The following is a 6,458-nucleotide window of genomic DNA, read 5'->3' as shown; positions in this document are numbered from 1 at the left end:
CCCGGCAGGCGCCGGTAGGCCCCGACCTCCACCGCCTCACCGGTGGTGTAGTCGAACACGATGGGGACGACCCCGGCCTCGCACGCGAGCAGGCGCGCCTTGGCGACCGAGACCGGTCGGCCCTCCATCAGCGGCACCCGCCCGGTGTCCTCGCCCCGGAGGGTGGCGAGGTCGACCGTCAGATTCAGCGTCGCGGTGTGGCCGTGCCGGGTCGGCGCGGCCGGACCGGCCCCGTAGGCGGCGATCATCTGGTGGAGGGCCTCGGCCCGGCGGTTGGCCGCCGGAGGGAGCACCCCGTCCTCGTCGGTCTCGTCGGCCCGGGGCGGGGGCACGGCCGTCTCCAGCAGCTTCGCGAACAGCCGCCCGGTCTGGCCGTCGAGCAGGCCCTCCAGCGACCACATGCCATTGGGCAGCTCCACCAGATCGACCCGCTGCAGCGACTGCTCGGAGAGCCCGTCCAGCAGCTCTTCGCCCGCATCGAGGGCGGCCTCGATCCGGTCGAGGTAGCCGATCAGCTCAGCCCGGGTGGCATGAGCGCAGTACTCGGCAATCAAGTGCTCAGGGGTGGAGCAGGTGACGTCGCCACCCCACGGGGAGGGGACCGCCTCGCCGTAGGGCACCCGGGCGTAGACGCGCAGGGCCTTCGTGCGCTCCAGGCGGCGGACGGCGACCGCGACCAGATCGATCCGGGCCCGCTCGGCGGCCGCCGCCTCGGCCAGCACCGCGAACTTCCGGGCGCACTTGGCGACCACGGCGATGTCGGCGGCCACCTTAAAGTGGAATCCGAACCCGGTCCGCAGCCACTCCAACGGCGAGGCGAACCCGTCCAGGTCGCGGTGGACCTTCCAGTCCAGCGCCTCGATCACCCGCCCCAAGACCTGGGCATGGACCGAGTTCATCAGCGCCGCCGCGTCGTCGAGGTCGGTGCGGAGGGCTTCGGCCCTGGTACTGCGGGTCCCGGTCGCCGCCATCGCACACCCCCTCATCGAGATTCGAACAAGCAGACCGATTCAGATCGCCTGTGCTACTACTCAATGTTACGGAACGATGACGGATATGGCATCACCCGTACGAGTGAGAGAGTCTTCATGTTCGGCACCGGACAACTTGGGGCCCAACCGGATACGAGGATCATTCACACTCGACGCCGACCCTCCCGCCACGGCCCCACCGCAACCGCCGACCACCCGGCCACGAACACCCACCCCCACCGCCCACCCACCTCTTCGTAGCCGCCTCAGCGCACCGCAGCCACCCGGACGCGTCACCCCGCCCACGCACCCGCCACCATTGCCGGGCCCATCAGGCCCCTCCACGCATCGCCAGCGCCCCGGCCAACCGCCCCCCGGCCTCGGCCAGCAGCCGGTCGGCCTCGGCGGCGCCGACGCCGTGTTCGATCATGACCACCGCGGTCTTGATCCGGTTGTCCGCCTCCCCCAGCGCCTCTCGGGCGGCGTCGCGGTCGGCGTCGGTGATCTCGCCGATCATGCGCACTGCGCGGTCGGCCAGCTTCGAGTTGAGCACGCGCATGTCGACCATGTAATTGCGGTAGACCCTGCCGAGTTTGACCATGCTGATCGTCGAGATCATGTTGAGCACCAGCTTCTGCGCGGTACCCGACTTCAGGCGGGTCGACCCGGCCACGACCTCCGGGCCGACCTCCACTTCGAGCGCGTGCTCGGCGGCGGCGGACAGCACGGTGCCCCGGTTGCACGACAGGCCGACCGTGAGCGCCCCGCGATTCCCGGCCTCGCGGACGGCGGACACCACGAACGGGGTGCGGCCGCTGGCGGCCAGGCCCACCACCGCGTCGTCGGGCCCGATGCCCTCGGCCGCCATCGCGGCGGCCCCGGCGGCCGCGTCGTCCTCGCCGCCCTCGACCGCGCCGCCTTCGGCGTCCCGTCCGCCGGCGAGGACAGCCTTGACCAGATCGGGGTCGGTGGAAAACGTGGGAGGGCACTCGGCGGCGTCCTGCACCGCGACCCGCCCGGCGGTCCCGGCTCCCACGTACCGGAGGCGACCGCCCCTCGCCAGGCGCTCGGCCACGGCGTCGACGGCCTCGGCCAGATCCGGCAGGACGGCGGCCACCGCCTCCGGGACGGTGGCGTCGGCCTCGTTCATGGTCCTGGCCAGCTCGAGCGTGGACAGGTGGTCGATTCCGGCGTACCTGGGATCGGCGCTTTCGGTCGGCAGGGCCGCCAGAACGGCGCTCGCATCCGGGTCCTCGCTCGCATCACTCACGGGTGCGAGCCTATCGCAATGGCGATAACTTTCATCGTTATCGATCAAGTTGAAGAAATATACCGTTAAGTCGGGTGTACGGTGAGCGCATGTCCGCAGCCAGCCGCAACGACGTGCCGAACCTCCTGGTGCACATCAAATCCCTCCTGCCGTCGCTGTCGAAGGCCGAAACGAAGGTCGCCCAGGAGATCATCCGCGAGCCCGAAGCCGCCTCTGCGCGCACCATCACCGAGCTCGCCCGGGCCGCCGGCACCTCTGAGGCCACCGTCGTGCGGTTCTGCAGGACCCTCGGGCTCGCCGGCCACCGCGAGCTGCGGATGCGCGCCGCGCAGGCCGTCATCGGCACCGGGGAGGGTCCTGATCGGGAGATCGCCGGCGGCGACATCCCCACCGGCGCCGACATGTCCCGCATCGTCGCCACCATCAGCTACGCCGACATCGGCGCGATCACCGACACCGCCGACGCCCTCGACACCGCGGCATGCGAGGCGGCCGTCTCGGCGCTGGCCGGCGCCGGCCGGATAGACGTCTTCGGCGTGGCCGCCTCCGGGATCGTCGCCACCGACCTCGCCCAGAAGCTCCACCGCATCGGCTGTACGGCTTTCAACTGGCCGGACGTCCACGCCGCGCTGGTAGCCACGGCGCTGGCCGGCCACCGGGACGCCGCGGTCGGGGTCTCCCACTCGGGCGCGACCACCGAGACCGTCGACTTCCTCGAGGCGGCCCGGGACCGGGGCGCGACCGCGATCGCGATCACCGACCACGCTCGCTCACCGCTGGCCAGGACCGCCGACCTGGTGCTGACGACCGCCGCCCGCGAGACCACCTTCCGGTCCGGGGCGACCGTGAGCCGCATCGCCCAGCTCATGGTCGTGGACTTCCTGTTCGTGGGGGTGGCGGCCAAGCTGCGGCGGCGCTCGACCAAGGCGCTGGCCGCCACCGCCGCAGCCGTCTCGGACCGCATGCGTCCGTCGGGCTGACTACATTCGCCGGGCGTCCTCGACCTCGCTGCGCAGCCGCGGCAGGCGGTCGTGGAAGATACCCGGGCACAGGGTCGAGCCGAAGTCCTTGTGGCCGTATATCCGGCTCGACGGGATTCCGTACTTCTCGCAGACGTAGGCGCACAGGGTCACCAGGACCTCCCACTGCGCCGCGGTGGGTACGGCGCCGTCGTGGTAGGCGCCCTCGTTCGCGATCCCGATCGACTGGGCGTTCTGCCCGGCGGTGTGGATGCCCCGGATGAACCTCGTGCCGGACCAGAGCGCGTCGAGGCTGCCGGTGCAGCCCTCGGTGATCCAGCCGCCGCGGCTGACGGTGAAGTTGTACCCGCTGTCGCGCCAGCCGTTGTCGTCCATGTGCAGGTCCTGCACCCAGCGCGCGTGCGTGTGGGCACGGGCGCGCGAGAAGTCGCCGGTGTTGGCCGAGACCGTGTGGTGCACGATGAGCTTGTCCGGACTTCCCCAGACGACGGGGTTGGTCCCGCGCGGGGGCCGCGCGCCCCATGCGGCGGTGGAGTCGACGTGGGGTTCGACGGCGGCGTGGGCCGCTGCCGTGCCCAGGCCTGCGGCGCCGGTCGCGCCGAGCAGGCCCGCAGCGCCGGCGCCGAGCAGTAGTCGCCGGCGGATCACGCGGCGGTCGAACCGGTTGGTTTCGGAAGCCATTGTCCTGTCTCCTAATCGGCCGGAGGGCGGCCCCGGTCGGGGGCCGCCCTCCTCAGGGGAGTTAGGGAGTGTCGTTCGCGAGGGCGAGCAGGCGGCTGCGCGACCCGTTGAAGTAGTTGCGGTCGACGTTTCCGGAGATGCCCGAGACCGATCCGGTCGAGGTGTACTGCCAGAACGTCCAGGTGGTGTTCCGCCATCCCGCCGGGAGGGTGGGGCTGGAGACGCCCCAGTGGGCGATCCACAGCGGACTCCGTGAGGCCATGCCGGTCCACGATCCGGTGCAGGTGTTCCACCACGACGCGGTCGTGTAGATGACCACGTCGCGTCCGGTCCGCGACTTGTACGTGTTGTAGAAGCCGAGGATCCAGCTCCGCATCTGGGTGGCCGAGAGGCCGTAACACATGGACCCGGACGGGTTGTGCTCGATGTCGAGCACGCCCGGGAGCGTGCGGTCGTCCGCCGACCAGGCGCCGCCGTTGCTGGCGAAGTAGTTCGCCTGGGCCGAGCCGCTGGAGGCGTTCGGCCGGGCGAAGTGGTATGCGCCGCGGATGACGTCGGCGTAGTAGGCGGCCGGGTAGTTGGTGTTGAACCGGGGGTCCTTGTAGGACGTCCCCTCCGTGGCCTTGATGTAGGCCCACTGGATCCCGTCGCTCCGGACCGAGCTCCAGTTGATCGAGCCCTGCCAGTGCGAGACGTCGATGCCGGGCACGCGACTCTGCGCCTGCGCCGGACTGGCCACCGCCACGGTGGCCGCGGTGAGGATGATCGAGGCGAAGAGGACGAGGAGGCCGCGAAGCCCCCGTCTTGCTGGGGTGGTTTCGTTGTTTTCGAAGTTTTTCACCTGAGACTCCCTGCTTGTCAGGAGATCTGCCTATCGGGGGAAGAGTGCGTGGTATCACACTCTGACCCAGTATGGAGAGAAACTCCGACAGGAGTCAAGTGACCGAAAATAATTTTCTTAGACGATTCGGTGAATCCCGGACTACCGGGACCCGTCGGGCATCGGGCCGAACCGGTCCGCCGGGCGGCCACGGCACGGACAAAGGGGCCGGGAGGAGCGATGCTCCTCCCGGCCCCTTCGGGGTCCTTGAACCGATCAGAACCTGAGGCCGACCTCCCGGGCGGCATCGGCCAGGGCCGCGATGCGGCCGTGGTACTTCAGCCCCCCGCGGTCGAACACGACCGCTTCGACGCCGGCGGCCTTGGCGCGCTCGGCGACCAGCTTGCCGACCTCGGTGGCCCGGTCGGTCTTGGTGCCCTCGAAGGCGCGCAGGCCCGGCTCGATGCTCGACGCCGAAGCCAGCGTGTGGCCCTTGCCGTCGTCGATCACCTGGGCGACGATGTGCTTCGAGGAGCGGAAGACCGCCAGGCGCGGCCGCGCAGCCGTGCCCTCGACCTTCTTGCGGCCCCGGAAGTGGCGCCGGTTCCGCGCCACGCGGCGCTGCTGGGAGACCGACCCGGACGGGCGGCGGCGCTGAATCTTGCTCGCCATTACTTACCTGCCTTCCCGGCCTTGCGGCGGATACGCTCGTCGGCGTACTTGACGCCCTTGCCCTTGTAGGGTTCCGGCGGACGCAGTCGGCGGATGTTCGAGGCGACCTGCCCGACCAACTGCTTGTCGATGCCCTCGACGTGCAGCAGGGTCGGCCGCTCGACCGTGAACGTGATCCCCTCCGGGGCGTCGACCTGGATGGTGTGGGAGTAGCCGAGGCTCATCTCCACGCCCTTGCCCTTGGCCTGCGCCCGGTAACCGGTCCCGTTGATCTCCAGAGACCTGCGGTACCCCTCCGAGACCCCGACGACCATGTTGTTGACGAGGCTGCGGGCCAGGCCGTGCAGGGCCCGGGACTTGCGCTCCTCGTTGGGGCGGGTCAGCCGGATCACCCCGTCCTCGCTCGTGTCGATGCCGATCGGCTCGGGCAGCTCCTGGGAGAGCTCGCCCTTAGGGCCCTTCACGGTCACCTTCGCGCCGTCGACCGTGACGTCGACGCCGGAGGGCACCGGAATCGGGTTCATCCCAATTCGGGACATGCTTCATACCCTCCTTGACTACCAGACGTAGGCGACGACTTCGCCGCCGACGCCGCGCTTGCGAGCCTCACGGTCGGTCAGCAGGCCCTGGGACGTGGACACGATGGCCACACCCAGGCCGCCGAGGACGCGCGGCAGCTCAGTGGACTTTGCATAGACCCGCAGGCCCGGCTTGGACACGCGGCGCAGGCCCGCCAGGGACCGCTCGCGGCGCTCGCCGAACTTCAGGTCGACGGTCAGGGTCTTGGCGACCTTGCCTTCCTCGGGCTCGGCCACGCGCCAGTCGGCGATGTAGCCCTCCCGCTTGAGGACCTCGGCGATCGAGGCCTTCATCTTGGAGTGCGGCATCGACGTCGACTCGTGGAAGGCCTGGTTGGCGTTCCGCAGACGGGTCAGCATGTCCGCGATCGGGTCGGTCATTGTCATGCTCGTGTATAACCTTTCTCGCCCCGGTTCCCTGGCACTGAAGCGCCCCGGGCCTGTGGCGATCGACAGGAGTATCCGCGCCGGCTCGGCCGGCTCGAT

At 70.1% G+C, this 6,458-nt stretch carries 7 protein-coding genes and 1 pseudogene; 1 reads left to right on the top strand and 7 read right to left on the bottom strand.

The annotated features are described in order from the left end of the window. Together CUT39_RS21545 and murQ are read right to left on the bottom strand one after the other, a co-directional pair. On the bottom strand, positions 1 to 971 hold a 971-nt coding region (locus tag CUT39_RS21545; RefSeq protein WP_114149479.1), incomplete at its 3' end, for a DUF222 domain-containing protein. Between the two features lie 331 nt (positions 972 to 1,302). Continuing rightward, the gene (gene murQ / locus CUT39_RS19585; RefSeq protein ID WP_100449139.1) at positions 1,303 to 2,241 is read right to left on the bottom strand and encodes an N-acetylmuramic acid 6-phosphate etherase; all 939 of its coding nucleotides are present in this window, start codon (positions 2,239 to 2,241) and stop codon (positions 1,303 to 1,305) included. Between the two features lie 89 nt (positions 2,242 to 2,330). On the opposite strand from murQ, the gene CUT39_RS19580 reads away from it, so the two are divergent. After that, positions 2,331 to 3,221: a MurR/RpiR family transcriptional regulator gene (locus CUT39_RS19580; protein WP_100449154.1), complete on the top strand. Its 891-nt coding sequence runs from the start codon at positions 2,331 to 2,333 to the stop codon at positions 3,219 to 3,221. Here the strand turns inward: CUT39_RS19580 and CUT39_RS19575 are convergent, their stop codons facing one another. The 5 genes and pseudogenes from CUT39_RS19575 to rpsH all read right to left on the bottom strand — a co-directional run bounded on the left by CUT39_RS19575 (position 3,222) and on the right by rpsH (position 6,359). Further along, a complete protein-coding gene (locus CUT39_RS19575) occupies positions 3,222 to 3,902 on the bottom strand; it encodes a peptidoglycan recognition protein family protein (RefSeq protein WP_100449138.1) in 681 nt (226 codons plus the stop codon). 61 nt (positions 3,903 to 3,963) lie between these two features. Continuing rightward, positions 3,964 to 4,617: pseudogene (locus CUT39_RS19570) on the bottom strand (lysozyme); the annotation flags it as partial. 381 nt (positions 4,618 to 4,998) lie between these two features. Then, a complete protein-coding gene (rplR, locus tag CUT39_RS19565) occupies positions 4,999 to 5,394 on the bottom strand; it encodes a 50S ribosomal protein L18 (RefSeq protein WP_100449136.1) in 396 nt (131 codons plus the stop codon). Beyond that, the gene (gene rplF / locus CUT39_RS19560; RefSeq protein WP_100449135.1) at positions 5,394 to 5,933 is read right to left on the bottom strand and encodes a 50S ribosomal protein L6; all 540 of its coding nucleotides are present in this window, start codon (positions 5,931 to 5,933) and stop codon (positions 5,394 to 5,396) included. Before rplF ends, rplR begins: the two co-directional genes overlap by 1 nt. 18 nt (positions 5,934 to 5,951) lie before the next feature. Further along, positions 5,952 to 6,359, bottom strand: a complete 408-nt coding sequence (rpsH, locus tag CUT39_RS19555; RefSeq protein ID WP_100449134.1) for a 30S ribosomal protein S8 — start codon at positions 6,357 to 6,359, stop codon at positions 5,952 to 5,954. Positions 6,360 to 6,458 lie beyond the last annotated feature (99 nt).

Origin of the sequence: Glycomyces xiaoerkulensis (assembly GCF_002798405.1) — a bacterium.
Classification (GTDB): Bacteria; Actinomycetota; Actinomycetes; order Mycobacteriales; family Micromonosporaceae; genus Glycomyces; species Glycomyces xiaoerkulensis.
This window is presented reverse-complemented; position numbering and strand designations above follow the sequence as displayed.

Excerpts from the sequence above, each read along its gene's own strand:
- CUT39_RS19580 (WP_100449154.1), top strand. The coding sequence starts at position 2,331 with ATGTCCGCAGCCAGCCGCAACGACGTGCCGAACCTCCTGGTGCACATC.
- CUT39_RS19575 (WP_100449138.1), bottom strand. The coding sequence starts at position 3,902 with ATGGCTTCCGAAACCAACCGGTTCGACCGCCGCGTGATCCGCCGGCGA.
- rplR (WP_100449136.1), bottom strand. The coding sequence starts at position 5,394 with ATGGCGAGCAAGATTCAGCGCCGCCGCCCGTCCGGGTCGGTCTCCCAG.
- rplF (WP_100449135.1), bottom strand. The coding sequence starts at position 5,933 with ATGTCCCGAATTGGGATGAACCCGATTCCGGTGCCCTCCGGCGTCGAC.
- rpsH (WP_100449134.1), bottom strand. The coding sequence starts at position 6,359 with ATGACAATGACCGACCCGATCGCGGACATGCTGACCCGTCTGCGGAAC.